This is a genomic window from Paraburkholderia sp. CNPSo 3281 (assembly GCF_024206515.1).
GTDB lineage: Bacteria > Pseudomonadota > Gammaproteobacteria > Burkholderiales > Burkholderiaceae > Paraburkholderia > Paraburkholderia nodosa.
This window is the reverse complement of the sequence record NZ_JAMBPS010000031.1, coordinates 1-26,490: the sequence shown is the minus strand read 5'-3', so window position 1 is coordinate 26,490 and position 26,490 is coordinate 1. Positions and strand designations below refer to the sequence as shown.

Here is a 26,490-nt window from a genome sequence, read left to right as displayed (position 1 = left end):
CAGATTTCCTCTTGCTAGGCATGGAAACGGCAACAAGGTACCATCATGGCTCTCGTTTCCCCGATTTTTTTTCCGACTGGTTTCGGACTTTTCGACGCGGCATAAGAATGGAATATAGAAGCTGGATGTGCCTGATCTGCGGCTGGATTTACGACGAAGAAGCCGGTTTGCCAGACGAAGGCATTGCCCCCGGCACGCGCTGGGAGGATGTCCCGATCAACTGGACCTGTCCTGAGTGCGGCGCGCGCAAGGAAGACTTCGAGATGGTCCAGATCTGAGCGCGTTGCTCAGGTAGCTGGCGATAGCCGGCGCGCAGTCTGGCTGCAGATTCCAGAAGTGTGGCGGGTGCGGAGTGCGGTGTCGCGACGGCGGGCACCGTATTTGCGCTTGCCGTCGCGGTTGTCGACGCTAACGTCGACGCTGCTGTCGAGATTGCCCGCCTGGTCGGCCCGCTAATGTTTTCGGCGCTGCCCTATGAGTCATCCTTCAAGCTCTGATGTGCGGTTCGAAGCGTTGCCGAATCCGCGCGGCGGCACGGTGCCGTTCGCGCATGGCGCGCTCGCCCAGGCGCTCGCCGCGCTGGAAGAGCAGCGTGACGTGGCCCGGCCGCTGCGCCAGGCTGCCCGCACGCTGCACGATGCCGGCTGGCTTGCCGCTGCGCGCTTTGCCGATACGCTGCTCCTCGCTTCCCCGCTCGCGCTCGCCGCGCCGGTGCCCGTAGCACCGCCGCCGGGCTTGCCCGCGCGGCCGCTCCATGCTCCCGAGGATGCGCAGGGCGCGGAAATCCGCGCCTTGTTCAGCGAGGCGCTCAAGGAACTCGCCGCCGCACTCGAACGCCGCAATCTGCGCGAGCTGGCGTGCTCGCCCGCGCTTTTCGCGCGCCAGCACGCGCTCGTGGCTGCGCTCGCGCAGTACATGCCGGGCGTTGCGCTCGCCTACGAGGACGTGGCGTTGCAGGGCCGGCCGCTCGCGCCCGCCTCGCTGCATCCGCAGTCGGCGCAGCGCTTCGGCCAGGTGCGGGCTCGCTTTGAGCAGGCGCTGCTGCATGCGCTGAAATCGCAAATCGGCAACGGCAGCCGTGCGGCCAACGCGCTCGCGCTCGCGGCGTTCGACGAAATGGACGCCTGCATGGCCGAGCTATCGAGTCCCGATCCCTACGACTTCTGGCGACTTGCCGCCGCGTGCGGACGCGCGTTGCGGCGCGGCGTGGTGTCGTGGGGCGACGAGGGCGTGCGGCGGCTTTACGCGCGCTGCAATCTGCTGATCGGCGAGCACGCGCGCGGCCTGCGCTTCGCGCCGCAAACGCTCGTGCGCTCGACGCTGGCGCTGCTCTGGCGCGACTACGCGCTCTTCGGGGCCGCCGCGGAAGACACTGCTGACGTCGATCTGCTACACGACTACGGCTTGACCGTGGAATGGCACATTGCCGGGACGCAAGCCTCGGAGGCGCTCTGGGAAGCCGGCAGCGCGCAGGCCGGCGCGCTCGCGGCGCGCCTGGCGCCCACGCGTGAGCTGGGCGCGCTGGTTGTGAACAGCAGCGCGTATGAAGATTTCCTGCAGACCGCCGATGCGGCGATGATCGCGCTCGGCACGCACTCGCGCACGTTGACGTTGCGCGGCGCGGGCGCGGAGGCGGCCGACGCGCTGGTCGCGGCCGAGGCGGCGTATCGCATCGGCGCCGCGGCCTGGGCGCTCGGTCTCGGGCACGTCGGCCAGCTCGCGGATGCACTGGGCCTCGCCTGGCGGCGCACCGCGCACGCGGCAACGCTCGCGGCGCTCGAGGCGCGGGGCGCGCCGTCGGTTCAGGCGCCCGGTGCCGAAGCGATCGAGCACGCCAGCGAGGCGCTGCGCGCCATGCTGCACAAGGTCGCGGCGGGCGTCGCGCAGCCTGACGCGACGCCCGCTGTGCGCGCGCTAGGCGCGGCGATCGTCAGCGGCGCGGCGCAAAGGGCGGTGCAAAATGCAGTGCAAAATATTGCGCACTGAATGTACCGGGCGGGTGGATCAGCGGTGTGCGCCTGGCCCCGCAGGCGCCGGGCATTGGCCTTGCGCCCCGTGCCCATTGCCTTGCAAGGGCGCAGCGCGCGCGTGTTAGAGTGAGCCATTCCCTGCAATGCGCAACGCGTAGCGGCAGGCAAAGTGCGAGGCAGCCATCGGGCGCCCGACCTCCGGCCTGGCAGCGCGCCGCCATTGCGCATCGTCTTTGCTAGAATTCAAACCATGTCCAAGAGTACCGATCGCATCAATCTGACCAACCAGTTCCTGATCGCCATGCCGAACATGGCGGACCCCACGTTTTCAGGAACGGTGGTCTACCTTTGCGATCATTCGGAGCGCGGCGCGCTCGGTCTCGTCATCAATCGGCCCACCGACATCGATCTCGAGGCACTCTTTTCCCGCATCGACCTGAAGCTCGAAATCGAGCCGCTCCTGCACGTGCCCGTCTATTTCGGCGGCCCGGTGCAGACCGAGCGGGGCTTCGTGCTGCACGCGCCCGCCGAGGGCACGAGCTATACGTCTTCGATGTCGGTGCCGGGCGGGCTCGAGATGACCACGTCGAAGGACGTGCTCGAAGCCGTTGCCAACGGCAGCGGCCCCGAGCGTTTCCTGCTCACGCTCGGCCATGCCGGCTGGGGCGCGGGTCAGCTCGAGGACGAAATCTCGAAGAATGGCTGGCTCACGGTCGAGGCCGATCCGAAGATCGTGTTCGACGTGCCCGCCGAAGAGCGTTTCGAGGCGGCGCTCGCGCTGCTCGGCATTTCGTCGACGATGCTGTCGGGCGAGGCGGGCCACGCATGAGCGTGGCCGCTGGGCGAGGGGCCGGCGAGGCCACCTTGCTTGCGTTCGATTACGGCGAAAAGCGCATCGGCGTGGCGCTCGGCAATGCGCTCACGCGCAGCGCCAGGGCGCTCACCGTCATTCCCAACAAGAGTCGCGACTATCGTTTCGAAGCGATAGGCGAGTTGCTGCGCGAGTGGCAGCCCGACCTGCTCGTGGTTGGCTTGCCGTGCCATCCGGACGGCACGCCGCACTTCATGACGCAGCACGCGAAGCGCTTCGGCAACCAGCTCAACGGCCGCTTCGGTCTGCGGGTGGTGTGGGTGGACGAGCGCTATTCGTCTGTCGATGCCGAAGCGCGGCTGCGCGAGCGCGGCGAACGCGTCGAGCATGTCGACGCCGAAGCGGCCTCCGTGATTCTCCAGCAGTACCTCGACGAACTCCCGCTCTGACTAGCACGCGAGTTGACCGATGATTACTCCGGATGCTGAAGCGCTGTATTGCGCCCTTCTCGACGAGATCCGCGCGGCGTACCCCGCCGATGCGTTCGGCGCGCCCGGCGGCGTGGCGATCGTCGGCATCCATAGCGGCGGCGCGTGGATCGCCGAGCGGCTCGCGCAGGACGTCGGGGCGCTCGAATGGGGCGTGCTCAACGTTGCGCTGCATCGTGACGACTACGCGAAAAAGGGCTTGCACAGCAAGGCGAGCCCTACGGCGCTGCCCTTCGCGGTGGACGGCCGCCACATTCTGCTCGTCGACGATGTGCTGTATACGGGCCGCACCGTGCGCGCCGCGCTCAACGAACTCTACGACTACGGTCGGCCGGCTTCCGTCGAACTCGCGGTGCTCGCCGAGCGCGGTGGGCGCGAGTTGCCGGTGTCCGCGCGTTTCACCGGCGGCGCGGTGAGCGTCGACGCGCGCGAGACACTCGTGCTCGCCCACAGCGCCGATGGCCGCTTCGCTTTTCACGTCGAACCGGGCAGCGACACCTGACACGCATCGGGCGCATCGAACACATTCGGCGGCTGCGACTGCAGAAGCGCAGGCACGCACGCCGCCCATCACATCCCAGGATTCACGCGATGAACACACAGCCCACGCCCGCCGCGTCCCCAGCGGACGACACGCGTTTTCGCTACGGCTTCCTCAAGGGCAATCCGCAGCTCACGAAGAATGGCGAGCTTAAACACCTGTTGTCGATCGAGGGCCTCTCGCGCGCGATCCTCACGCATGTTCTCGATACCGCCACGCAGTTCGTGAGCGTGACCGACCGCGACGTGAAGAAGGTGCCGCTGTTGCGCGGCAAATCGGTGTTCAACCTGTTCTTCGAGAACTCCACGCGCACGCGCACCACGTTCGAGATCGCCGCCAAGCGTCTTTCCGCGGACGTGCTCAACCTGAACATCAACGCTTCATCGACGAGCAAGGGCGAGTCGCTGCTCGACACCATCGGCAATCTTTCGGCGATGCACGCCGACATGTTCGTCGTGCGCCATGCGTCGAGCGGCGCGCCGTACCTGATCGCCGAGCACTGCGCGCCGCACGTGCACGTGATCAACGCCGGCGACGGCCGCCACGCACACCCGACGCAAGGCCTGCTCGACATGTACACAATCCGCCACTACAAGCGCGATTTCACGAACCTGCGCGTGGCGATCGTCGGCGACATCCTGCATTCGCGTGTGGCGCGCTCGGACATCCACGCGCTCACCACGCTCGGCGTGCCCGAGGTACGCGCCATCGGCCCGCGTACGCTGTTGCCGGGCGGTCTCGAGCAGATGGGCGTACGCGTGTTTCATAACCTCGACGAAGGCCTGAAGGGCGTCGACGTCATCATCATGCTGCGCCTGCAGAACGAGCGCATGAGCGGCGCGCTGCTGCCCTCCGCGCAGGAGTATTTCAAGAGCTGGGGCTTGACGCCTGAGCGCCTCGCGCTCGCCGCGCCCGACGCGATCGTCATGCATCCGGGGCCGATGAATCGCGGCGTGGAGATCGACTCGCAGGTTGCCGACGGTCCGCAGTCGGTGATCCTCGACCAGGTGAGCTTTGGGATTGCGGTGCGCATGGCGGTGATGGGCATTGTCGCCGGAAATAACGACTGAAGCGGCGAGAACGACAAGGCACCAGATGAACATCCATATTCAAGGTGGCACGCTGATCGATCCGGCGGCCGGGACCGAACAGCAGCAGGACGTGTACATCGAGGCGGGCAAGATCGCGGCGCTTGGCGCGGCGCCTGCGGGCTTCCAGGCGGACCGCACGCTCGATGCGCGCGGCCTCATGGTCGCGCCCGGTCTCGTCGACTTGAGCGCGCGCCTGCGCGAGCCGGGTTACGAGCACAAGGCCACGCTCGACTCGGAGATGAACGCGGCGCTCGCGGGCGGCGTGACGACCCTCGTGTGCCCGCCGGACACCGACCCCGTGCTCGACGAAGCCGGTCTCGTCGAAATGCTCAAGCACCGCGCGGGCAAGCTCGCGCGTGCGCATGTGCATCCGCTGGGCGCGCTCACCGTGGGCCTGAAAGGGCAGGTGATCACCGAGATGGTGTCGCTGACCGAGGCGGGCTGCATCGGCTTCACGCAGGCCGACACGCCGATCGCCGATACCCAGGTCCTGCTGCGCGCATTGCAGTACGCGAGCACCTATGGTTACGCCGTGTGGTTGCGGCCGCAGGATGCGTATCTCTCGAAGGGCGGCGTGGCCGCGAGCGGTGCGCTGGCTTCGCGCCTCGGCCTCTCCGGCGTGCCGGTGAGCGCGGAGACGATCGCGCTGCATACGCTCTTCGAACTGATGCGCGTGACGGGTGCGCGCGTGCACGTGCAGCATCTTTCGTCGGCGGCGGGCGTGGCGCTCATGCGCGCCGCGAAGGCCGAGGGCCTGCCCGTGACCTGCGACGTGACGGCCAACCATCTGCATCTGATCGACATGGACATCGGCTATTTCGACGCGCAGTTCCGGCTCGACCCGCCGCTACGCCAGCAACGCGATCGCGAGGCGATTCGCGCGGGCCTCGCCGACGGCACGATCGACGCGATCTGCTCGCAGCACACTCCCGTGGACGACGACGAAAAGCTGCTGCCCTTCGCCGAAGCGACGCCGGGTGCGACGGGCCTCGAGCTGTTCCTCTCGCTGACCGTGAAATGGGCGCAGGACGCGCGCGTGCCGCTCGCGAAGGCGCTCGCCCATGTGACATCGGCGCCCGCTGCCGTGATGCAGCGTGACGCGGGGCGGCTCGCCGTGGGCGCGAGCGCGGACCTGTGCGTGTTCGATCCCCATGCGCACTGGCGCGTCGAGCCGCGCGCGCTCAAGAGTCAGGGACACAACACGCCGTTCCTCGGCTACGAATTGCCCGCCGTGGTGCGCGCAACGCTCGTGGCGGGGCGCGTTGGCTTCGAGCGGGGGTTCGATCGAGTTGCAAGCGCATGACAGATTTGTGTCACGTAGGTCTGCTAGGATCTCGCGATTCAGCCTATCGTCAAACATGAGCCTCTTCATTCGCAAGACCCGCCTGCTCGCGCATCTGCTGCGCGGCGCCTTGACCGTCGCGTTGCGTTTTCCGCGCGCAAGCGCCGAACGGCGCCACGCCATGAACCGTGCATGGTCCCTCAAGATGCTCGAGCTGTGCGGCCTGCAGCTCGTCGTGCACAACGACGCGGCTCGGCTCGACGCGGGCGCGCTCGTCGTGAGCAACCATATCTCGTGGATCGACATCTACGTGATCAACGCGTGGCGGCCCACGCCGTTCGTCTCGAAGGCGGAGATCCGCAACTGGCCCCTCATTGGCTGGTTCGCGCAGAATCTCGACACGGTGTTCGTCGAGCGCGAGAAGCGCAGCGATGCGAAACGCATCATGCATGAGCTGGCGGCGCGGCTCGAGCGCGGCGAACTGATGTGTGTGTTTCCCGAAGGCACGACCTCGGATGGCCTCGCGCTCAAGCCGTTTCACTCGAACATGTTCCAGGCGGCGGTGTCGGCTGGGAGGCCCGTGCAGCCGCTGTGCATTTTGTATGAGGATGCACAGGGGCGGCAGTCGGTGGCGCCGGCGTATATCGACGACCTCTCGCTCAAGGATTCGCTCGACGCGATGCTCAAGTCCGGGCCGCTGACCGCTCACGTTTATGTTGGCGAGGCGATCGAAGCCGGGGATGACCGGCGCAAGCTGGCGGCGCGTGCGCAGGAGGCGGTGGGGCAGGCGCTGGAGACGATGCGTGGTGAGGCGGCGGCGCTTCCGCATGGAGTTGCGCAGGCGACTTGACGCCAGAAGGCGTGCGCCTGCGCGCCTACGGGTGCGTTAGTGCGTTAGCCGTTCGTCGCGCGGCAACTCTCGCAGGGTACCTGCGTGAGGATGCGTTCGCCCGGATCGCCGACGAGATGGATTGCCGAGAGTTGCTCGCCCCAGACGCAGCCCGAGTCGAGCCCGACCAGGTTCTTGCGCAGGGTGAGGCCAAGCGCTGCCCAATGGCCGAACACCACGGTGGTGTCAGCCGTTTTGCGGCCGGGTACGTCGAACCACGGCATGAAGCCCGGCGGCGCGGAGTCGAGGCCGCCGCTGGTCGAGAAGTCCATCACGCCGTCGCTGTCGCAAAAACGCACGCGCGTGAGCGCGCTGCAGGTCACGCGCAGCCGCTCGATACCCTTCAGGTCACTGGACCAGCGGTTCGGCTGGTTGCCATAGAGGCCGGCAAGCGTCTCCCGCCAGTTGTCGCGGCACAACGCTTTTTCGAGTTCGTGCGCGAGTTCCATCGTGAGATCGACGTCCCACTGTGGCAACACGCCTGCATGCACCATCAACATGCCGTTCTCGTAGTGCGCGATCGGGCGGTGGCGCACCCAGTGCAGCAGATCTTCGGCGTCGGGCGCGTTCAGGATGTCGTCGATGGTGTCGTCTTTCTTTGACTTGCGGATGCCAGCCGAAACCGACAGCAGATGCAGGTCGTGATTGCCCAGCACCGCCACGCCGCGCTCGCCGAGTTCGATCACCTCGCGCAACGTTTCGAGCGACGCGGGACCGCGATTGATCAGGTCGCCCGCGAACCAGAGCGGCGTGTCCGGGGAAGGGGCGGCTTTGGCGAGCAGTTCGCGAAATGGTGAGAGGCAACCTTGGAGGTCGCCGAAAGCGAGAGGGGATGGATGAGACGCTTGCTCTTTCATTCGGTTGATGGCTGGCGGTGTACGGCGTGGCGCGAGGCAATGACGGTATCATAGGACTGCGATTGCCGCGTGATGCTGCATAAATGGTGGATATTCATTGAAGCATGAATTCGGACCCTAACAGGTTGCTGAAATACCGTCTTGCAGGGTGCTTAGAAGCAGTTTTCAGGGGTGACTACCCCTTACCGGAGTCGCGCGAGCGGCATGCAGGACTTCCTATGAGGTCGGGAATTTTTTGTGAAGCCCTCCCGGAAGGTATTTCAGCAACCTGCTAATTCTCGCGAAGGGTGCGGGACTGGATTTTGTCAAGCTGTTTCAAGATGTTAGGGGGGTGGCGTTCGCGCTGGCAATCTTTATAATCTCCATGGATAAAATCAGAGCCAGAGTCCGCCGGACGATCGGCTGGTCCGTTTCTCAAAAAAACCATCTCTACCACAGTATTTTCGGGCAGTCTGGCGTGGGTATTTTCGCCAGAATTGCTCCTAACTCGCGCGATTAAAGGGGCTTCATGATCCTGGTTACGGGCGGTGCCGGCTTTATCGGCGCCAACTTTGTGCTTGACTGGTTGTGTCATTCCGATGAGGCCGTCCTCAACGTCGACAAGTTGACCTACGCTGGCAATCTTGGCACCCTGAAATCGCTGCAAGGTAATTCCAAGCACGTCTTCGCGCGCGTCGATATCTGTGATCGTGCCGCGCTCGATGCGCTGTTCGCGCAACATAGCCCGCGCGCGGTGCTTCATTTCGCGGCGGAAAGCCACGTCGACCGTTCGATTCACGGTCCGGCCGATTTTGTACAGACCAATGTCGTGGGCACCTTCACGTTGCTCGAAGCAGTGCGTCAGCACTGGAACACCCTTAGTGAGGCAGATAAGGCCGCGTTCCGTTTTCTGCACGTCTCCACCGACGAAGTCTTCGGTTCGCTCTCGGCTACCGATCCGCAGTTCTCCGAAACCACGCCTTACGCACCAAACAGCCCGTATTCGGCGACCAAGGCCGGCTCCGATCACCTCGTGCGTGCATATCATCACACGTACGGCTTGCCTACACTCACAACGAACTGCTCGAACAACTACGGACCGTACCAGTTCCCCGAGAAGCTCATTCCGCTGATGATTGCCAATGCGCTCGCCGGCAAGCCGTTGCCTGTCTATGGCGACGGCCAGAACGTGCGCGACTGGCTCTACGTGGGCGACCACTGCAGCGCGATTCGTGAAGTGCTCGCGCGTGGGCAGGCAGGCGAAACCTACAACGTGGGCGGCTGGAACGAGAAGAAGAATCTCGAAGTCGTGCACACGCTGTGCGACCTGCTCGACGCGCAGCGTCCGAAGGCATCGGGCTCCTATCGCGACCAGATCACCTATGTGACTGACCGCCCGGGCCACGATCGCCGCTATGCGATCGATGCGCGCAAGCTCGAGCGCGAACTCGGCTGGACGCCCGCCGAAACCTTCGAAACAGGCCTTGCGAAGACGGTGCGCTGGTATCTCGACAACCAGGAATGGGTTGACGATGTCGCCTCGGGCGACTATCGCAAGTGGGTCGAAACGAACTACGCGCAGCGCGCGTAAGGGCGGGAGCAATGGCGCGAAAGGGCATTATTCTGGCCGGGGGCTCCGGCACCCGGCTCTATCCGATCACGCACGCGGTGTCGAAGCAGCTGCTGCCGGTGTACGACAAGCCGATGATCTATTACCCGCTATCGACGCTGATGGTGGCGGGCATTCGCGATGTGCTCATCATCTCGACTCCGCAGGACACGCCGCGCTTCGAGGCGATGCTCGGCGACGGCAGCCAGTGGGGAATGAACCTGCAGTATGCGGTACAGCCTTCGCCAGACGGTCTCGCGCAGGCGTTCATTATCGGCCGCGATTTCGTGGGCAATGATCCCTCGGCACTCATTCTCGGCGACAACATCTTTTACGGCCACGATCTCGCGAAGCAACTCGATCGCGCCAACGATCTGGGCGCGGGTGCAACGGTGTTCGCATATCACGTCCAAGACCCCGAGCGTTACGGTGTGGTCGAGTTCGACAAAGACTTTCGTGCGCTCTCGATCGAAGAAAAACCCGCGAAGCCGCGCTCGAACTACGCGGTTACCGGCCTCTACTTCTACGACAACCGCGTGTGCGATATCGCGGCTGACATCAAGCCTTCGGCGCGCGGCGAACTCGAGATCACCGACGTCAACTCGCACTATCTGAATGATGGCGCGCTCAACGTCGAAATCATGGGCCGCGGCTACGCGTGGCTGGATACCGGCACGCACGATTCGCTGATCGACGCGGCAACGTTCATCGCCACGCTGCAAAAGCGCCAGGGGCTCGTCGTTGCCTGCCCCGAAGAGATTGCCTATCGTCGTCGCTGGATTGACGCAGAGCAACTCCAAAAACTCGCTGCGCCGCTCGCGAAGAACGGTTACGGCAAGTACCTGTTAAACATTCTTACGGATCAAGTCGCATGGCCATCACGGTAACGGCTACAGCCCTTCCCGAAGTCAAGATCATCGAGCCGAAGGTGTTCGGTGACGCACGCGGCTTTTTCTACGAAAGCTTCAACGGACGCGAATTCGCGGAACATGTCGAGGCGGGCGTCGAGCTCGTCCAGGACAACCATTCGCGTTCCGCGAAGGGGGTGTTGCGCGGGCTGCACTATCAGATCGAGCATGCGCAGGGCAAGCTCGTGCGCGTGGTCGAGGGCGAGGTGTTCGACGTCGCGGTGGACATCCGCCGAAGCTCGCCGAACTTCGGCAAGTGGGTGGGCGTGACGCTCACCACGGAGAATCATCGCCAGCTCTGGGTGCCGCCGGGCTTCGCGCACGGCTTCGTGGTGCTTTCGGAGTCTGCTCAGTTCCTCTACAAGACGACAGACTACTGGTTCCCCGAGCACGAACGCAGCATCGTGTGGAACGATCCGGAAATCGGCATCGATTGGCCAATTGACTTCGAACCCATGCTGGCGGCAAAGGATGCGGCTGGCAAGCGTCTGTCCGAAGCTGAAGTCTATGCGTGAGCGAGAGATGAACGAGCAACCGACGATCCTCGTGACTGGCGTGAATGGGCAGGTGGGCTACGAACTGCTGCGCAGCCTGCAAGGGCTCGGACGCGTGGTGGGACTCGACCGTGCGGCGCTGGATTTGGCGGATCTCAATCGCGTGCGTGAAATTGTGCGTGCGGCGAAGCCCTCGATCATCGTCAATCCTGCAGCCTATACGGCGGTCGACAAGGCCGAAACCGACGAGGCTTCGGCGCAGCGGCTCAATGCCGAGGCGCCTGGCGTGCTGGCCGAGGAGGCGAAGCGCTGCGGCGCGGCGCTGATTCATTACTCGACCGACTACGTGTTCGACGGAACGAAGTACACGCCCTACGTTGAGACCGATGCGGTCAATCCGCAGAACGTCTACGGCAAGACGAAGCTGGCAGGCGAGCAGGCGATCGCGGCAAGTGGCTGCGCTCACCTGATCCTGCGCACGAGCTGGGTGTATGGGCGGCGTGGCAAGAACTTCCTGCTGACCATGCTCAAGCTCGGCGCGGAACGGCCGGAGTTGCGCATTGTCGCCGACCAGATCGGTGCGCCGACCTGGTCGAGAACGATTGCCGATGCGACCTCGCACATCGTCACGCAAGGCCTGGCGGCGAACAACGCCGGCTGGTGGGCGCAGCGCTCGGGCATCTATCACTTCACGGCGTCGGGCTCGACGTCGTGGCACGGCTTTGCCGAAGTGATCTTTGCTAGCGCGCTCGGTGAGCGTGCGCCGAAGACCGTGCCGATTCCCGCTGCCGACTACCCTGTTCCGGCAAAGCGTCCCGCCAACTCGCGGCTGATGCTCGACAAGCTGAGCGAAACCTTCGGCTTGTATATGCCTGCCTGGGACGATGCGTTGCGCCTGTGCCTAAGTGACTAGCTTGAGCGGAACCCCTGCCCGTAGTGAGCAAGCGGGCATCGTGGTTGTCTTCTATCGCCCCGATGAGGCTTGCGTTGCCCGTGCGAACCGGCTGGCGCAGGCTTGGCCGTGCGTGGTCATCGACAACACGGAGCAGGTGTCGACGCCGGGCGCGTTGGGCCTCGACGAGCGCGTCGACTATGTGGCGAACGGCGCGAACCTCGGCATCGCGACGGCGCTGAACCAGGGAGTGGAAAGGCTTGTGGCGGCGGGATGTACCAGCGCGCTGCTGTTCGATCAAGACAGCGAGCCGTCCGCGCAGCTACTCGAAGCGCTGCCGCAGACGATGGAGGAAGAGCGCCTGCACAACGCGCGGGTCGCGCTGATAGGACCGGCCTACGAAGACCTGCGCCTGGGTGGCGTTGCGCCATTTGTCCGCTTTGGTGCGCTAAAGTTGCGGCGGATTAAGCCTGTCGGAATGGAACTGGTCGATGTCGATTTTTTGATTACGTCTGGCTCGTGCGTCAACCTGGCGGTCTGGCGCGACATTGGCCCGATGGAAGATCGGTTGTTTATCGATTTCGTGGATCTGGAGTGGTGTGTCAGGGCGAAAGCTAAGGGATTTGCCGTTCTTGGTGCGCCCGGGCTGCGGCTCGCGCACGAACTGGGTGGCGAGCCCGTTCGTGTTTTCGGGCGGACCTATCCCGGGCATAGCGCGGTGCGCCACTACTATCTGTTTCGCAACGCAACGGCGTTGATCAAGCGGGGCTATGTGCCCTGGAGCTGGAAATCGACGGAACTCGTCAAGATGCCGGTGCGGCTCGCGATCTATGGCCTGTTCATGCGGCCGCGTCTCGCGCACGTACGGCTGTCGCTACTGGGCCTGTGGCATGGGCTGATTGGCCGTGCCGGAGCGCTGTAAGGCGTTGCTGCGCGGTTTTTGCGGTTCGTTGTCAAATTACTTTCGATAACTTGCATGTTGACTCTTTCACTTGCTGATCTAAAACAAAGCCTCGCTTCGTGGCGCTTATGGACCTTGCTTGGCTGGATCGAAATCCGCCAACGCTACGCGCGCTCCCGCGTCGGACCGTTCTGGCTGACCATCAGCATGGGCGTGCTGATCGGGTCGCTGGGCGTGGTGTATGGGACGCTCTTTGGCCAGCCGATGCACGACTATCTGCCGTTCCTCGCGGCGAGCCTCGTGATGTGGGGGTTGTTCTCGCAGACGATCAACGAGGGCAGCCTGGCGTACATCAACAGTGCCTCGTATATCCGGCAGATGTCCACGCCCAAGCTGATTTACATGTTCCAGGTGGTGTGGCGCAATCTCATCGTGACGGCGCACAACTTCGTGATCATCATCGGCCTGCTGCTTATCTTCGGTGTGAGGGACTGGGAGATCCTGCCGCTCTTCATTCCGGCCTTACTGATCTTCATCCTGAACGCCCTCTGGATCGCCATGGTGGCGGGCCTGCTCTCGGCGCGCTTTCGCGATCTTCCGCAGATCATCAGCGCGCTGCTCCAGGTCGCGTTTTACGTCACGCCGATCATTTTCCGCCCGAATGCGTTGAATCGTTTCTCGTTCATCGTCGAATGGAATCCGCTTGCCTATCTGCTCGAAGTCGTGCGCGGTCCCCTGATCGGGCAGATGCCGAGCCCGCTGACCTGGGGCATCACGATCGGCATGGCGGCAATTGGCTGGCCGATCGCGCTGCTGCTGACTGGCCGCTACCTGAAGCGCATTCCTTACTGGATCTGATGAGCAAGACATGGCATTCATCGAACTGAACAACGTGAGCCTCCACTTGCCGATCTTCGACGTGCAAGGGCGTTCGCTCAAGAAGCAGGTGTTGCGCGTGGGGCGGCGCAACCGTATCGCCGAGGACAACGATGGCGTGGTGATTGTGCGGGCGCTCGAGCACGTGAACCTGCGCTTCGAGCGCGGCGACCGCATCGGGCTGATCGGACCCAACGGCGCGGGCAAATCGACGCTGCTGCGCGCGCTGGCCGGTATCTATCCTCCGACGGCGGGCGAGATCACGGGGGAAGGCCGCGTTGTGCCGCTGCTCGACATCAGCCTCGGCATGGATGAAAACTCGACGGGTCGGCAGAACATCCGCCTGCGCGGGCTGCTGCTAGGTATGACCGATGCCGAGATCCGCGAGAAGCAGGAGGAAATCGCCGAGTTCTGCGAGCTGGGAGACTACCTTGACCTGCCGATCCGGACGTATTCGAGCGGGATGAAGGTTCGTCTCGCGTTCGCTGTGTCGACGGCTGTTGATGCAGAAATCCTGCTGCTCGACGAAGTCATGGGCGTTGGCGACGCCTCGTTCATGCACAAAGCGGAAGCGCGCTTAGCCGATTTGCGCAGCCGCGCAGAAATCGTCGTGCTCGCAATGCACTCAAACAGCGAGATCCGCCGGGTGTGCAACAAAGCGCTCTGGATGGAGCGCGGGCGTGTTCGAGCGTTCGGGGCGGTGGAGGATGTCGTATCGCAATATGAAGAGGCAACGGGCTGATCACGGTGTGGGGCGGCAACAAATGCGCAAACGTTCGTTTTCGTGCACGCGTGCGGGCGGCGGATCGCCGGCACTCAGCGGTTGTCTCGCGGGCAGCAGGCAACGACTAAAATGAAGTCTAGCCCGTTATGGCGGGCGCTAGCATGGCGGTGATCGCCATGGCGCGACAGGGTGCGGAGCAAAGTGAAGTTATCGGATGTTCGTTCGCTTGTGAGTCGGGTTACCGGTGGCGGTGGCCTCAGTGCCGCCGTTCGCAAGGCGTGCGGCGTGTATCGCCGCGAGGGTTTCGTGGGCGTGCGGGACAAACTTGTCTGGTTGCGCGCAGGCGCACCGGGGGGCATCAGTCAGGATCGCTATGCGAAATGGGTTCGCCTGTACGACCAGATCGACGACGCCACGCGCGAGGCTATTCGTGCACGCGTTGCAGGGTTAGCGCATGCTCCGCGCATTTCCGTGATCATGCCAGTGTACAACCCGAAGCCCGAATGGCTCGCGCAGGCGATTGAGTCGGTGCGTGCGCAGCTCTACGCGCACTGGGAGTTGTGCATTGCCGACGATGTGTCGACCGACTCCGCCATCCGTCCGCTGCTTGAGCGTTATGCGCACGAGGACGAACGGATCAAGGTGATATTCCGCGAGACGAACGGCCATATCTCCGCTGCTTCGAACAGCGCGCTCGAACTTGTCACGGGCGAGTGGGTGGCGCTGCTCGACCACGATGACCTTTTGCCCGAACACGCGCTTTACTGCGTGGCCGAGACGATCGGCCGGCATCCGGACGCGCGCATGATCTACTCAGACGAGGACAAGATCGACTCGGCCGGCGAGCGCCGTGATCCGTATTTCAAGTGCTCGTGGAATCCTGAGCTATTTGCTTCGCAAAACATGTTCAGCCACCTCGGCGTGTTCGAGAAGACGTTGCTAGACGAAGTCGGCGGTTTTCGCGTGGGCTATGAAGGTTCGCAGGACTATGATCTGGCGTTGCGCTGCGCTGAACGCGTGGATGCTGCCGCCATTCAGCACATTCCGCGAGTGCTTTATCACTGGCGAGTGCACGCGGCGAGCACGGCATCGACCGCGGAAGCGAAGCCCTATGCCGCCATTGCCGGCGAGCGGGCGCTCAACGAGCACTTCGCGCGCCGCGATCTCGACTGGCAGGCCGAATATCTTGGCTATGGCTATCGCGTGCGTCGCGCGTTGCCCGCGCAGCCGCCGCTCGTCAGCCTGATCGTGCCGACCCGCAACGCGCAAGCGTTGTTGCAGCAGTGCATCGACAGCATCCTGCAGAAGACGACATACTCGAACTACGAGATCATCGTGGTGGACAATGGCTCGGACGAACCGCAGACCCTCCAGTATCTCGAGCGCCTTGCCGAGAGTGCGCGTATCCGGGTGCTGCGCGACGATGGGCCGTTCAACTATTCCGCGCTGAACAACGGCGCGGTGGCACAGGCGGCCGGAACGCTCGTCGCGCTCGTCAACAATGACATCGAAGTCATTACGCCGGACTGGCTTTCGGAGATGGTTGCGCTCGCCTTGCAGCCCGACATCGGGGCAGTAGGCGCGAAGCTGCTTTATGCGGGCGATACGGTTCAGCATGCCGGTCTTGTGCTCGGCATGGGTAGCGTGGCTGGCAACATCGGGAAGCACTTTCCACGTGCGGCGCGCGGCTACTGCGGGCGCATGGCGCTGGTTGGCGCGTTTTCCGCGGTGACGGCTGCCTGCCTCGTCGTGCGCAAGTCCGTTTATCAGGAGGTGCGCGGCCTGAACGAACAAGATCTGGCTGTTGCCTACAACGATGTCGATTTTTGTCTGCGCTTGGGCGCAGCAGGCTACCGTAGCGTGTGGACCCCGTTCGCAGAGTTGTACCACCATGAGTCCGCCACGCGCGGACAGGACAACGACCCGGTGCGCCGCACGCGCCTGGAGCGGGAAGCCGCCTATATGCTGCAGCGTTGGGGTGAGCGCCTTACTGACGATCCTTGCTACAGCCCGAACCTGTCGCTGATGCGCGACGATTTTGATCTGGCCTGGCCGTCTCGTGTGGGGCCGCTGGTGCCGCACACCGTGGCACGTGGCGCGGCCGCGCACATGGTCGTTTGAAGCAAGAACATTTAACGGAGTGAACGTGAACGTATTCCCTGTAGTTCTGTGCGGTGGCAGCGGTACGCGCCTGTGGCCGATGTCGCGTGGCGGCTATCCAAAGCAATACCTGAAGCTCACGGGGAGCGATACGCTGGTACAGCAAACGGTGCGACGGCTGCATGGTGTCGAAAACGTCGCGGCACCGATCGTGATCACCAATAACGAGCAGCGCTTCCTTGTCGCTGATCAGTTACGGAAAATGGACGTCTCACCGTCAGCGATCGTGTTAGAGCCGGTGGGGCGCAACACTGCTCCTGCGGTGGCTGCCGCCGCGCTGATTGCGATGGAACGGGATCCGGACGCATTGCTACTGATCCTGCCGTCAGACCATGTAATTCTTGCCGAAGATGTGTTTGCAAAAATTGCAGCGACAGCGCGCGACATCGCGGCAACAGGCAATTTGGTCACTTTCGGTATCGAGCCGGCGACGCCTCACACGGGCTATGGTTATATTCGCAGTGGCGAGCCTCTCGCGGGAAGCGAAGGCGCCTGGCACGTCCGCGCATTCACAGAGAAGCCTGACGCGCAGACCGCCACGCGCTTTCTGGCCGAAGGCGGATACTTCTGGAACAGCGGCATGTTCATGGTGAAAGCGTCGGTCTACCTCGACGAGCTGGGGCGCTACGAGCCGAAGGTGTTCGAGCAGGTCCGCCTTTCGACGGCCGCCGCAAAACGCGACGACGACTTCATCCGCCTCGAGGCGCAGACGTTCGAGGCAAGCCCGAACATTTCAATCGACTACGCAGTGATGGAGAGGACCGACCGCGCAGTCATGGTGGCCGCGTGCGGTCTGAACTGGAGCGACATCGGCTCTTGGTCGGCGCTCGCGGAGATCTCGGAAAAGGATGCGGACGGTAACTCGCTGCACGGGGACGTGATGATCGATGACGTGTCCAACAGCTACATTCGCGGAGAACACCGCATGGTCGCTGCCATCGGCGTGAAGGATCTCGTCATCGTCGAAACGGCGGATGCAATCCTCGTTGCGCATCGCGATCAGTCTGAGCGCGTCAAGAAGATCGTCGAGCGGCTGACCGCGCTTGGCCGCCACGAGTCGGTCACGCATCGCAAGGTGATCCGGCCGTGGGGTTCGTATGAGGGTATCGATCAGGGCGAGCGTTTCCAGGTCAAGCGCATCGTCGTGAATCCGGGTGCGTCGCTGTCGCTGCAGATGCATTTTCACCGCGCCGAGCACTGGATAGTGGTGAAGGGCACGGCTCGCGTCGTGAACGGCGAGCAGGAAATTCTGTTGGCGGAGAATCAGTCGACGTACATTCCGCTTGGCGTCACGCATCGTCTCGAGAATCCGGGCAAGCTGCCGCTGGAGCTAATCGAAGTGCAGTCTGGCTCGTATCTCGGCGAGGACGACATCGTGCGCCTGCAGGACGTGTACGGCCGGGAGGCCTCGCCGCGTCCGGTTTGAGGTGTTCGCAGGGCATGCGCGGCGATGCGCAGAGTTTTTATCGACATGGTCATCATGTCCACTCAGGCGCGGCTCGTGAGCGAGCCGCCATCGGCAGTCGAACCAAAATTGTGAGGTATCAGAGTTGACTAGTGCAGTGATTACCGGGATTACCGGCCAGGATGGCGCGTACCTAACGCAGCTGCTTCTTGAAAAGGGCTACGATGTCTACGGTACGTATCGACGGACCAGCTCTGTCAACTTCTGGCGCATGCAGGAGCTGGGCGTGCTCGATCACCCGAAGCTTCATCTCGTCGAGCACGACCTCACGGACCTCGGCGCCACGATCCGCATCCTCGAAAAGGCCAAGCCATGCCAGGTGTTCAACCTCGCAGCGCAAAGCTTCGTGGGCGTCTCGTTCGAACAGCCTGCCACGACTGCGGAAATTACGGGCGTCGGCGCGCTGAACCTGCTTGAGGCGATTCGCATTGTCGATCGCAGCATCCGCTTTTACCAAGCGTCGACCTCGGAAATGTTCGGTAAAGTCCAGGCAATTCCGCAGAAGGAAGACACGCCGTTCTATCCGCGCAGTCCGTATGGTGTCGCAAAGCTCTACGCGCACTGGATCACGGTCAACTATCGCGAGTCGTACGATATATTCGGTTCGAGCGGCATCCTGTTCAATCATGAGTCGCCGCTGCGCGGCCAGGAGTTCGTGACGCGCAAGATTACCGACTCAGTTGCGAAGATCCAACTAGGCAAGATCGACCGTTTCGAGCTCGGCAACCTTGACGCGAAGCGCGACTGGGGTTTTGCCAAGGAATACGTCGAAGGCATGTACCGCATGCTGCAGGCCGACGCCCCGGGAACATTCGTGCTCGCCACGGGCCGGACCGAGACGGTGCGCGATTTCGTGTCGATGGCGTTCCGTGCCGCGGACGTTGCGATCGAGTGGCGCGGGGAGGGTGAGAAGGAGCACGGTGTGGACAGCTCGAGCGGCAAGACGCTCGTGAGCGTGAGCCCGAAGTTCTATCGTCCCGCGGAAGTCGATCTCCTGGTCGGCGACGCATCGCACGCAAAGGAAGTACTCGGCTGGAGCGCGAAGACTACGCTCGAAGAACTTTGTGCGATGATGGTCAAGACCGATATCGAGCGTAACCGGATCGGCTTCTCGTTCTAAGTGCCGGGAGCGAGCGCCTGGCAACGGGCAATCGCGCAATGCGGTCGCCTGGTTTCCGGTGTCTTGCGTCGCCTCCCGATTCCAAGTGTCCTCGCGCAAGGGGCACCGGTGCCGTGCCCTGTGACTTGCGAGGGCGCGGCGACATTCTCGCAAGTTTGCGTCATGCAAGTGCCCGTAGCGCGGCCGCAGCGACCGCGCGCGAGCTGCGCTTTATCCCTGTCCCAGACGTCTTCCACCTGAAATCATGCAAATCGAAGCCGCCCTCAGCAAAACTCTCCTCGCTATTCCGTCGATCAACGGAGGGCGATTGCTCGAGAGGATGTTGCCGACGCTCCGGATTCCTGCGGAACTGGTCGTGGTGCTCGATCAGGGTAGCACCGATCACACCGAAGAGGTGTGCCGCAAGGCCGGGGTCGGGTTTGTGCAGCTTGGCCGTGCCCACACGTATACCGAAGCGTGCAACATCGGTGCGAGAATGGCTGCCGAACGCGGTTGCGAGTTCGTGTTCGTGGGCAACAACGACATCGCGTTCACGACCGACGTCATTCGCGAGCTGCTCGCCGAATTGCAGGCTGATCCGAACCTCGGCATCGTCGCGCCGGCACAGATGCTGGTCGACGAGGCCGCGGGTATCCGAAGGCTCGCGTATCGCGTCTACTGGGATCTCGAAACGCTTTCATTCACGCACGATTTCATGCCTCCGTGCGGCCATCCGCTTCGATTGGAGGCGGATTTCTGCGAACTGACGCTGGCGGGCGTTCGTATGTCGGCGATCGAGAAGATCGGCTTTCTCGACGACGACTACGGTTTCTATCATGAGGACGCTGATTTCGGCTTCCGTCTGCGCGATGCGGGCTATACCTGCGCATATCTGCCGAATTCCCAGATCGAACACTGGACGAGCTCGACGTTCTCGACAAAGCCGAGTGAGTTCAAGCTCAATTATCTGCGTAAGAACAAGAAGCTTTTCGCGCAGAAGTTCCTCGGGCACTACGTGGCCCATCAGGACCACAAGTCCGATGCCACGAACTCCTGGAACATCATCAACAAGCACCTTCATCCGTACCTGCGCAAGTACGGCCTCGTGCATCCGGACGCGGCCGAGCTGATCTTCTCGCATCCGGGCACTGAGCCGTTCGGCTACCTCTACTCGGTCTGGGAAACGACGCGCATACCCGAGGCGTGGCTCGCGTTCCGCGATCGCTACAAGCTCGTGCTCAATCCGTCCCGCTGGAACGTGGACGTGTACCGGCAGGCCGGTTTCAAGCGCGTGCACTACATGCCGCTCGGTGTCGAAAGCGATGTCTTCCAGCCTTGGGGCGCGGCGCAGCGTTTCACAGATGGGAAGACCTTTCTGTGGTTCTCGCACAATCAGTATCGCAAAGGCCTCGACGTCATGCTCAAGGCATGGGCGCCTTTCCATCGCGCACAGCCCGGTGCGAGGCTAATTCTGATGGGTGCCGGTCTCATTAGTGCGATGCGAGCGCCCGCGAGCACCTACGTGTGGAAGAACTTCCGGGTCGCCGAGTATCCGGACGAGGGCATCTCCGTCTACGAGAACCTGACCGGCATGGACAACGAGGCGCTGGCGACGATTTATCGAAGCGTCGACTTCACGGTGTGCTCGTCGCGCTCAGAAGGGTTCGGGTTCAGCGTCGCGGAATCGATGGCCTGCGGCACGCCAGCAATCTTTGGCAACTTCGGCGCCACCGCTGATTTCGTAATTCCGGGGGCGTTGACGCTCGACGGCACACCCATCGTCGCGAACTACTCCGACAAGGGATTCGGCGATGTCGGCAACTGGTGGGAGCCTTCGACCGAGCAACTGACTTCGCGACTTTTTGAAGCCAGCACGATGGACGCGGTGACCTATCAAGCGCTTGCGGAGTCTGGCGTGCGCACTGTGCGCACGGGCTTCTCATGGCGCGAGGCGAGTCTTGCGATGCGCCGCGCGCTCATTGCGGAGGACGAAGGCCGCCTGCTGACGGCCGATGGCCGCACCGGTGGCGCCATGCCGCTGCCGCAACCGTTAGGTCTCACGCCACCGGGCCAGACCACGAGCCGCGTGCGTGGCATTGTCGCGCGTGGCATGCGGCGCACCGGTTTCCTGCTGTCGTTTTTTGCCGAAAACTTGGAGCCGTATGGCTGGCGATACGCGTCGTCAGTTGCGTCGAGTCGGCTGCTCGCGCCCTATCTAAAGACGCGCAAGCAATGGCTCAGGCAGCGTCTCGCGCAGCGCAAGAGTGCGCAACAGGTGGCGGCCGCCACGCAGGTTCCACTCGCAAGCGACGAAAAGCGCCACGGCGTGCTCTTCATCGGATACGCGGAGGGCGCGCTCGGGTTGGGCCAGGCGTTTCGCGCGAACCTGAAGGCGGCGGAGGCGGCTGGGCTGCCGTTCGCGGTCTATCCGTTTCGCGTGGGCATCGAAACGCGGTTGCTAGAGGCGTTTATGCCGCAGCGCTACGATATGGCGCACCGGTACAAGGTCAATTTCATCGAGGTCGCGTGCGACCAGATGCCCGTAGTTGTCAAGTCGCTGAATCCGAAGTTGCTGGACGGAGCGTACAACATCCTCTGCCCGTACTGGGAACTGCCGCGGGCACCTGAGGAATGGCGCGCCAATCTCACGAACATCCAGGAAATTTGGGCACCCAACACGTTCATCGCGGAAGCGTTCGCGCAAATCTTCGATGGCCCCATAGTCGTGATCCCGCCCGCTATGGAAGACACTGGCGGCGACCATCCGGGTCGCGCACACTTTGGCATGGAAGAAGGGCGGTTCTACTTCATGTTCAGCTTCGATTACTACTCGTCGCCTTTCAGAAAGAATCCGCTCGGCGTGCTGCGCGCATTTCAACAAGCTTTCCCGCGTGGTGACGAGCGCGTCGGCCTGGTAATTAAGTCGACCGGAGCACCCAATCATTTTCCCGACGTCAAGGCAACTATTGAACAAGCGATGAAGAGCGATCCGCGAATTGTCCTGTTTGATAGGAACATGCCTCGCGATGAGATGCTCGGATTGATTCGCTCGTCTGATGCGTATGTCTCCCTGCATCGTGCGGAAGGCTTCGGACTTGGGATGGCGGAGGCCATGACATTCGAGCGGATCATTATTGGTACGGATTTTTCGGGATCGACCGATTTCTTGACCGAGGAAACGGGCTATCCCGTCCCTTATCAATTGCGTGCCGTCCAGCAGCATGAATATCCGTGGTCCGCCGGTCAGGTTTGGGCAGAACCGGATGTGGATGAGGCAGCGAATATTATGCGGCGAGTGGTCAAAGACCCCTCGGAGGGCGAGGCACGTCGACGGACCGCGCGCGAGCGAATTGAGCGAACCTACAAGCCGGAAGTGGTCGGAATGGTTATGAGGGGACGGCTAGAAGTTCTTCTAAAGAAAAGTGATCCCAACGCTTCGCACGATTGACGCTGCATCTGCAATGACGGTTGAAGTGATCTATTCGCTTTCGGGGCAAGCTTGATTGGTATGACCTCGTCAATCAAGCGCTGCAGACAATGGTCGTGCTTATCCGTTTGTCAAATTGACCTGCAAGCGCTTGCTTCGCGTCATCGTCGTCACAGATTATTGCGCACGTATCCGTTGAGGAGAAAGTCCGAAGTCCAGATCATTGCGTGAGGCGATGAAGTCCTTGCTCCAACATTCCACGCGAGCGCGGCGTGCCAAGACAACCGCGTCCCAGAAGGCGAAAAGGTCTGTGTGAATCGAGCGCCTCAGGCAAAGTATGATTCACGCGCCTCGATTTTGCGTTCGCACTCGCGCTATCGGAGGTGTGATACAGCCGCAGGTCAAAGTGACCCATTCAGGACGGACTACTCAGGCTTGTCATCCCCTTATTGGATAGCTCGCCTTGGAGATCATGTGACTGTTCCACGTAAGCTATTCTGGTAGCTTTGAGTTCTCATCTCAAAATAGCGCGGGCCAGTCGCCAGTCGGACACTCCGGTTGCCCCAGATTCTACTTGTCCGCGTGTGCCGATGACCGGATGAGTGATGAGAAATCTATGCAAGGCTTGGAAGCGAACAAGCCGCCAGAAGGCGGCTTTTCATATTATTCTGTGCGACGATGTTCCTTGCTTCATTCGCTATAGCTGCCGCTTCAGAAGCGCCGCGGTACTTACGCAGATTTCTTGCGATATACACCCGCGATCGTATTTCTGCAAAGCGGATGCTCGGCGCCGAACTTCTGAATAAATCGCTGAGCAAAATCCGCGCCATCTCCGCGCCAATTCGAGTAATCGTTGAGACCCCACGTCACCACTGGATCCAAGCATGCATTTCGCATGAGCGTTTCGACTTCTTGCGGCGTATATTCACGGTTATGGCGGTCAAGACTTCCATAAAATATTTCCGGCGCCCAGAAGATGTTCTTTCCCCTCAGCAACGCATAAATATTCGAAATATTGCATACGTTCGGCGTCGAAAAAATAACGACTCCGCCCGGCTTTAAAATTCTGTGCATCTCTCTGATGATGTCGAGCGGATGTTTTATCCCTACATGTTCGAGCACTTCTGTAAATAAGATCGCATCGAACGATTCACTCTCAACCGGGATTCCAGATGATTCGAGATCTGTCTCGATAACATTAAACTTCTCAAACCACGTTTGGTTCGGATAGGTGCTGCGCCAATTGGCATTCAGGTTCAGTCCGCGAACCGTGTGTCCCAACATGGTGAATCCGATGCCGACGTGACCAGGTGCATTGCCGATATCGAGTATGACTGATTCCGATTTCAGATAAGCCATTCCTGCAGCAAAGTAATGCGCATATCGATTTCGCGACACATCGAAGTAAGCTCCGTGCTTCGCATTACCGATCTCTGCAGCAATTCCATCGACCAATGAATGTGCATGGGGGAGATGCACAGAAATAGCCGCTGGGACGTCCGCCTGATTCGGCATTCCATCCGAATAATTGAGCAATTCCCCCATCAATGAAAGCAGTTTCTCGGAATCAGATTCGGCGTTGCTCGCTTCGATAACCTGATATGTCCTGCTCATAAGTAACTGTCCTTTTCGGAATGCATGCACCGGATTTTCATCGGGAAATGGGGCATCGGAGCTCGATTGTGCACATCTCCCACGGCGAAATATGGCAACTACATCACGTCATCACGCAGAAACCTACGGAAAAATCAAGCAATAGTCAAGCAACAATAGCATCAAATGCGAGCGGAGGCATCAGTAGGGGTTGACCAGTGGATTTCTGGGGGCGATTTACACTCGGCGCCGATCCATTGCCACGTAGGTGCAGCAGAAAGCGCCGGCATTTTCACCTTGTTACTCAGGACCAAGCACGGAAATTTTCAATGCAGTTGTCGCCACAAACAATGCAAATTCAGGTGGCCCTACTTATGGTTACTGCGTCGCGATGAAACGTTCCGATTGGTGTCGCTGCGGCACGGGCTCAGATGCACAGTTCGCGCTTGCTGCGGGTCGGGTCATTGCGTTGCAGTGGATCGCGCTGTGACGATGTTCAAAGTTGTACTAGCGCTCCCTGCGAACAGGGAATCGAGCGCCGTGACGGAGTAACCGCTGTGTTGTTGCGAACTCATCATGGGCGCTGCGCATACTAGCGTGGCACGTTTTTTTTTGAATGCGGTCGCGAACCCTGGCTGGTGCGAAATAGCTTGCATCACTCTGCGATCGAAATTGCAGCAGCGGACCGCTACGCCGCTCAACAAGAAGCGGCGGCTTGTTGTATTGTTCATCCTTGGCCCCCCACTGACTCTCACCAGCGCGAGAACCATGCTCAAACAATTACTACGTCGAGGCTTCCGTTTCGCAGGAAGGTGGCTCGCGGATGGCGCCCGAGAAAGTGTTCCTCAACAAATCAAGCTATGGGGAGAGGAGGAAGGTGTTATTTTTAAAAAAACAGCTCAATACTTAGATAATATTCATGTTCACACTTGGCAATCCAAGGAATTTCAAAGCGTGGCCTTCGAGGATTATTTAATTGCATTGCAAATGAAAAAATTCGGCGATCGCTACATTGCAAAATACTCCACTCACCTTTTCTCTCAGACCTACGAAGACGCCACCATTTCTGAAATTTTTTCAAGAATTGGAGTGCAACATAAAACTTTCTTGGAAATCGGTGTTGGAGATGGCTCTGAAAACACAACTAGGCTACTTCTCATGCTTGGTTGGAAAGGGTTATGGATCGAATGTGACGCGATACATTGTGAATCGATTCGTAATAATTTTCACGGAGAAATTGTCAGTGGAAGATTACAGCTTATTCATGCGATGGCTACGCCGAACTCTATTCAATCCTTGATTGATTCGGCGAAGCTTGGCGAACAAATTGATTTCCTTTCTGTAGATGTCGATCAACATACATCGCATTTGTTCCGAGCCATTAAAACTCCTGCGCGTGTCGCGTGTGTGGAATATAATGCACATTTCCCGCCGACGATCGATTATGAAGTCCCGTATAAGCCCGACGAGGTATGGGATGGCACTAATTGGTTTGGAGCGAGCCTCAAGCGAATCGAAATCGAGGGTGAGAAGAAAGGCATGGTTCTTGTCGGTTGCGACTTAATGGGGGTTAATTCATACTTTGTCAAAGAGGATCTGGCTGGAGGAAAATTTGCTACGCCATTTACTGCTGAATACCATTATCAACCACCTCGTTTTTCGTTCGTGCGTGGACAGCGGGGGCATAAAAGACGGCCTGTAAATGCGTCAAATTCTTATTGACAGCTAGTCGTCGAGGCCGAGTTATGTGCGTTTGTTCCTTGGGCCGATGTAGGTTCGCACGGCTTCCGTTTTTGTGCGTGTGCGTGATGGAAGCACCAAAGTGCGCATCAACGACGAGGAATTTGGCGGTGTTCTATATGGTCCGCGGCAGTCCCGTCCACGGGGGAAGGCGATTGCACTGACTGGTAGACTGCTCCAACGACAGAATCGCTCATCCGGCCGCGGTGAGTACTCTGGGCGACTTTATGGAGCGAAACGTACGCACACGTGAAGCGGTACGAGCGTATGAGGGAGCTTTACGTACGCGTCCTTGGAGCGGCAGGTCGCTAAGGTAGCATGCTCAGACCGCCTGACACAGCAGGAGTTGATTGAGCGCATGAAGCGATTCCTGCCTCAGAAGCCGAAGGACAAGAACAAGGTCTATGCGCCGCAAGTGCCAGAAGTTGAATCTATCGTCAGTCCGACGGGCCTGTCATAAATTTTGTGTGTAAGGCATAACATGTAGCTCAAGGAGCATGTATGCCACGCAAACCCAAGACGTCCGCCGAGGCCCTGACGGCGTTGCCGTCCATTCCGAAGGAACTGATCGACCAGTTCGTGAAGGGGCCGATGACGGCCGAAGCGGTGCATGCCGCCTCAGCGGCGTTCAAGAAGGCGCTGATCGAGCGGGCGCTGGGCGCCGAACTCGGACACCATCTGGGCTATCCGGCCG

Annotated in this window: 22 protein-coding genes and 1 pseudogene; 21 read left to right on the top strand and 2 right to left on the bottom strand. The window is 61.1% G+C overall.

The window, feature by feature from the left end:
• Nucleotides 1-107 precede the first annotated feature (107 nt).
• The 8 genes from M3I56_RS25810 (at nt 108) to M3I56_RS25775 (ending at nt 7,033) form a co-directional block, all read left to right on the top strand.
• Nucleotides 108-278 (top strand): rubredoxin, encoded by a 171-nt coding sequence (locus tag M3I56_RS25810; protein ID WP_008342674.1) that lies wholly within the window; start codon nt 108-110, stop codon nt 276-278.
• 196 nt (nt 279-474) lie between these two features.
• The gene (locus M3I56_RS25805; RefSeq protein WP_254356340.1) at nt 475-1,986 is read left to right on the top strand and encodes a hypothetical protein; all 1,512 of its coding nucleotides are present in this window, start codon (nt 475-477) and stop codon (nt 1,984-1,986) included.
• 234 nt (nt 1,987-2,220) lie between these two features.
• The gene (locus tag M3I56_RS25800) at nt 2,221-2,799 is read left to right on the top strand and encodes a YqgE/AlgH family protein (RefSeq protein WP_028202127.1); all 579 of its coding nucleotides are present in this window, start codon (nt 2,221-2,223) and stop codon (nt 2,797-2,799) included.
• Nucleotides 2,796-3,230, top strand: coding sequence for a Holliday junction resolvase RuvX (gene ruvX / locus M3I56_RS25795; RefSeq protein ID WP_028202128.1), 435 nt, complete (start codon nt 2,796-2,798; stop codon nt 3,228-3,230). The genes M3I56_RS25800 and ruvX overlap by 4 nt, the downstream gene beginning before the upstream one ends.
• Nucleotides 3,231-3,249: 19 nt before the next feature.
• Entirely contained in the window at nt 3,250-3,771 is a 522-nt protein-coding gene (pyrR, locus tag M3I56_RS25790; RefSeq protein WP_254356339.1) for a bifunctional pyr operon transcriptional regulator/uracil phosphoribosyltransferase PyrR, read from the top strand.
• An 89-nt stretch (nt 3,772-3,860) separates the two neighbouring features.
• Entirely contained in the window at nt 3,861-4,880 is a 1,020-nt protein-coding gene (locus M3I56_RS25785; protein ID WP_254356338.1) for an aspartate carbamoyltransferase catalytic subunit, read from the top strand.
• 25 nt (nt 4,881-4,905) lie between these two features.
• Complete coding sequence (locus tag M3I56_RS25780; protein WP_254356337.1) at nt 4,906-6,204, top strand: dihydroorotase; 1,299 nt, start codon at nt 4,906-4,908, stop codon at nt 6,202-6,204.
• A gap of 55 nt (nt 6,205-6,259) precedes the next feature.
• The gene (locus tag M3I56_RS25775; RefSeq protein WP_254356336.1) at nt 6,260-7,033 is read left to right on the top strand and encodes a 1-acyl-sn-glycerol-3-phosphate acyltransferase; all 774 of its coding nucleotides are present in this window, start codon (nt 6,260-6,262) and stop codon (nt 7,031-7,033) included.
• 44 nt (nt 7,034-7,077) lie between these two features.
• On the opposite strand, the gene M3I56_RS25770 is transcribed toward M3I56_RS25775, so the two are convergent.
• The gene (locus M3I56_RS25770; protein ID WP_254356335.1) at nt 7,078-7,929 is read right to left on the bottom strand and encodes a symmetrical bis(5'-nucleosyl)-tetraphosphatase; all 852 of its coding nucleotides are present in this window, start codon (nt 7,927-7,929) and stop codon (nt 7,078-7,080) included.
• Nucleotides 7,930-8,437: 508 nt separating this feature from the next.
• Here M3I56_RS25770 and rfbB point away from each other — a divergent pair.
• The 11 genes from rfbB (at nt 8,438) to M3I56_RS25715 (ending at nt 22,484) form a co-directional block, all read left to right on the top strand.
• Nucleotides 8,438-9,499 carry a dTDP-glucose 4,6-dehydratase gene (gene rfbB / locus M3I56_RS25765; protein WP_254356334.1) on the top strand — a complete coding sequence of 354 codons (1,062 nt, stop codon included), beginning with the start codon at nt 8,438-8,440 and terminating at the stop codon, nt 9,497-9,499.
• Between the two features lie 11 nt (nt 9,500-9,510).
• Nucleotides 9,511-10,404, top strand: coding sequence for a glucose-1-phosphate thymidylyltransferase RfbA (rfbA, locus tag M3I56_RS25760; protein WP_254356333.1), 894 nt, complete (start codon nt 9,511-9,513; stop codon nt 10,402-10,404).
• Nucleotides 10,389-10,940, top strand: coding sequence for a dTDP-4-dehydrorhamnose 3,5-epimerase (gene rfbC / locus M3I56_RS25755; RefSeq protein ID WP_254356332.1), 552 nt, complete (start codon nt 10,389-10,391; stop codon nt 10,938-10,940). The genes rfbA and rfbC overlap by 16 nt, the downstream gene beginning before the upstream one ends.
• A gap of 7 nt (nt 10,941-10,947) precedes the next feature.
• Nucleotides 10,948-11,832, top strand: a complete 885-nt coding sequence (gene rfbD, locus M3I56_RS25750; protein ID WP_375541790.1) for a dTDP-4-dehydrorhamnose reductase — start codon at nt 10,948-10,950, stop codon at nt 11,830-11,832.
• 1 nt (nt 11,833) lies between these two features.
• On the top strand, nt 11,834-12,733 hold the full coding sequence (locus M3I56_RS25745) for a glycosyltransferase family 2 protein (RefSeq protein ID WP_302056995.1): 900 nt from the start codon (nt 11,834-11,836) through the stop codon (nt 12,731-12,733).
• A 54-nt stretch (nt 12,734-12,787) separates the two neighbouring features.
• A complete protein-coding gene (locus tag M3I56_RS25740) occupies nt 12,788-13,570 on the top strand; it encodes an ABC transporter permease (RefSeq protein WP_254356329.1) in 783 nt (260 codons plus the stop codon).
• 10 nt (nt 13,571-13,580) lie between these two features.
• Nucleotides 13,581-14,330: an ABC transporter ATP-binding protein gene (locus M3I56_RS25735; protein WP_254356328.1), complete on the top strand. Its 750-nt coding sequence runs from the start codon at nt 13,581-13,583 to the stop codon at nt 14,328-14,330.
• Nucleotides 14,331-14,513: 183 nt separating this feature from the next.
• Nucleotides 14,514-16,433 carry a glycosyltransferase family 2 protein gene (locus M3I56_RS25730; RefSeq protein ID WP_254356327.1) on the top strand — a complete coding sequence of 640 codons (1,920 nt, stop codon included), beginning with the start codon at nt 14,514-14,516 and terminating at the stop codon, nt 16,431-16,433.
• A gap of 25 nt (nt 16,434-16,458) precedes the next feature.
• Entirely contained in the window at nt 16,459-17,898 is a 1,440-nt protein-coding gene (locus M3I56_RS25725) for a mannose-1-phosphate guanylyltransferase/mannose-6-phosphate isomerase (RefSeq protein ID WP_309249185.1), read from the top strand.
• Between the two features lie 124 nt (nt 17,899-18,022).
• Nucleotides 18,023-19,057, top strand: coding sequence for a GDP-mannose 4,6-dehydratase (gene gmd, locus M3I56_RS25720; RefSeq protein WP_254356326.1), 1,035 nt, complete (start codon nt 18,023-18,025; stop codon nt 19,055-19,057).
• A 244-nt stretch (nt 19,058-19,301) separates the two neighbouring features.
• On the top strand, nt 19,302-22,484 hold the full coding sequence (locus M3I56_RS25715; RefSeq protein ID WP_254356325.1) for a glycosyltransferase: 3,183 nt from the start codon (nt 19,302-19,304) through the stop codon (nt 22,482-22,484).
• 708 nt (nt 22,485-23,192) lie between these two features.
• Here the strand turns inward: M3I56_RS25715 and M3I56_RS25710 are convergent.
• The gene (locus M3I56_RS25710) at nt 23,193-24,077 is read right to left on the bottom strand and encodes a bifunctional 2-polyprenyl-6-hydroxyphenol methylase/3-demethylubiquinol 3-O-methyltransferase UbiG (protein WP_254356324.1); all 885 of its coding nucleotides are present in this window, start codon (nt 24,075-24,077) and stop codon (nt 23,193-23,195) included.
• A 555-nt stretch (nt 24,078-24,632) separates the two neighbouring features.
• Here M3I56_RS25710 and M3I56_RS25705 point away from each other — a divergent pair.
• Nucleotides 24,633-25,778, top strand: a complete 1,146-nt coding sequence (locus M3I56_RS25705) for a hypothetical protein (RefSeq protein WP_254356323.1) — start codon at nt 24,633-24,635, stop codon at nt 25,776-25,778.
• 519 nt (nt 25,779-26,297) lie between these two features.
• Nucleotides 26,298-26,490 (top strand): annotated as a pseudogene (locus tag M3I56_RS25700) (IS256 family transposase); the annotation flags it as partial.

Excerpts from the sequence above, each read along its gene's own strand:
- M3I56_RS25810 (WP_008342674.1), top strand. The coding sequence starts at position 108 with ATGGAATATAGAAGCTGGATGTGCCTGATCTGCGGCTGGATTTACGAC.
- M3I56_RS25805 (WP_254356340.1), top strand. The coding sequence starts at position 475 with ATGAGTCATCCTTCAAGCTCTGATGTGCGGTTCGAAGCGTTGCCGAAT.
- M3I56_RS25800 (WP_028202127.1), top strand. The coding sequence starts at position 2,221 with ATGTCCAAGAGTACCGATCGCATCAATCTGACCAACCAGTTCCTGATC.
- ruvX (WP_028202128.1), top strand. The coding sequence starts at position 2,796 with ATGAGCGTGGCCGCTGGGCGAGGGGCCGGCGAGGCCACCTTGCTTGCG.
- pyrR (WP_254356339.1), top strand. The coding sequence starts at position 3,250 with ATGATTACTCCGGATGCTGAAGCGCTGTATTGCGCCCTTCTCGACGAG.
- M3I56_RS25785 (WP_254356338.1), top strand. The coding sequence starts at position 3,861 with ATGAACACACAGCCCACGCCCGCCGCGTCCCCAGCGGACGACACGCGT.
- M3I56_RS25780 (WP_254356337.1), top strand. The coding sequence starts at position 4,906 with ATGAACATCCATATTCAAGGTGGCACGCTGATCGATCCGGCGGCCGGG.
- M3I56_RS25775 (WP_254356336.1), top strand. The coding sequence starts at position 6,260 with ATGAGCCTCTTCATTCGCAAGACCCGCCTGCTCGCGCATCTGCTGCGC.
- M3I56_RS25770 (WP_254356335.1), bottom strand. The coding sequence starts at position 7,929 with ATGAAAGAGCAAGCGTCTCATCCATCCCCTCTCGCTTTCGGCGACCTC.
- rfbB (WP_254356334.1), top strand. The coding sequence starts at position 8,438 with ATGATCCTGGTTACGGGCGGTGCCGGCTTTATCGGCGCCAACTTTGTG.
- rfbA (WP_254356333.1), top strand. The coding sequence starts at position 9,511 with ATGGCGCGAAAGGGCATTATTCTGGCCGGGGGCTCCGGCACCCGGCTC.
- rfbC (WP_254356332.1), top strand. The coding sequence starts at position 10,389 with ATGGCCATCACGGTAACGGCTACAGCCCTTCCCGAAGTCAAGATCATC.
- rfbD (WP_375541790.1), top strand. The coding sequence starts at position 10,948 with ATGAACGAGCAACCGACGATCCTCGTGACTGGCGTGAATGGGCAGGTG.
- M3I56_RS25740 (WP_254356329.1), top strand. The coding sequence starts at position 12,788 with ATGTTGACTCTTTCACTTGCTGATCTAAAACAAAGCCTCGCTTCGTGG.
- M3I56_RS25735 (WP_254356328.1), top strand. The coding sequence starts at position 13,581 with ATGGCATTCATCGAACTGAACAACGTGAGCCTCCACTTGCCGATCTTC.
- M3I56_RS25715 (WP_254356325.1), top strand. The coding sequence starts at position 19,302 with ATGCAAATCGAAGCCGCCCTCAGCAAAACTCTCCTCGCTATTCCGTCG.
- M3I56_RS25710 (WP_254356324.1), bottom strand. The coding sequence starts at position 24,077 with ATGAGCAGGACATATCAGGTTATCGAAGCGAGCAACGCCGAATCTGAT.
- M3I56_RS25705 (WP_254356323.1), top strand. The coding sequence starts at position 24,633 with ATGGGCGCTGCGCATACTAGCGTGGCACGTTTTTTTTTGAATGCGGTC.